This window comes from Vibrio zhanjiangensis (genome assembly GCF_030161235.1).
GTDB classification, from domain to species: Bacteria; Pseudomonadota; Gammaproteobacteria; order Enterobacterales; family Vibrionaceae; genus Vibrio; species Vibrio zhanjiangensis.
On sequence record NZ_BSPW01000093.1, the window covers coordinates 1 to 732 of the forward strand.

General features: G+C 39.9%; 1 protein-coding gene. It reads left to right on the forward strand.

Annotation, left to right across the window (positions count from 1 at the left end; translation table 11 throughout):
- The first annotated feature begins 295 nt into the window (after positions 1 to 295).
- Positions 296 to 715 carry an SDR family oxidoreductase gene (locus QQK21_RS20035; protein ID WP_284193941.1) on the forward strand — a complete coding sequence of 140 codons (420 nt, stop codon included), beginning with the start codon at positions 296 to 298 and terminating at the stop codon, positions 713 to 715.
- The last annotated feature ends 17 nt before the right edge of the window (positions 716 to 732 follow it).

Genomic DNA, 732 nt, shown 5'->3' on the forward strand with positions numbered 1-732 from the left:
GTTAACGTAATGACAAAGTCGCTTGGTAATTAAGGTACGACAGAATCGCTTGGTGATCACACGACTCAATGAAATAGTAGAATACGCTAGGCTATCCGATGGTGGCTCAGACACGCTCGCAGAGAGAGAGTATATTCTATCAAAGCACAGAGAGGGGCTTATTAAACAAATAAGCTTACTAGAAGATCACCTCAAAGCCTTAGATTACAAAATTAACTTATATAAAAGTGGTAAAGTATGTTGACTTAGAGTTTACTCTAACCGTTAACCTTGTTTCTCATTTCGAGGAGAAACTATGTTGAATATTAAACCTTTATCTTTAACACTGCATAACGAGCGAAAGGACAACCTTTCCTATCTTTCAAGTCTCTATGATTTCAACGATAAACTATATCTAATCACAGGCGGGACGAGTGGTATTGGCTTAGCTACAGCAGAAGAGCTGATACGACTGGGGGCTCGGGTTATTATTACTGGACGCAACAGAGAAAAATTGAAATCGCTATCAAATAGATTTGGCTCTTGGATTACTCCTTTAGATATTGATTCTTCAAATCCTGAATCTGGTAATGAGCTTGCACAAGCCGTGGAACAACATGGCATGCTAGATGGATTATGGCTCAATGCTGCTATCGCTGAACTAGACGGTTTACAACAGGTGACTGCAGAAAACAGAAGTGGCCCCCGATTTTCGGACATGACTTTAAGTGATTGATCTGTTTTGATAGTACC

Excerpts from the sequence above, each read along its gene's own strand:
- QQK21_RS20035 (WP_284193941.1), top strand. The coding sequence starts at position 296 with ATGTTGAATATTAAACCTTTATCTTTAACACTGCATAACGAGCGAAAG.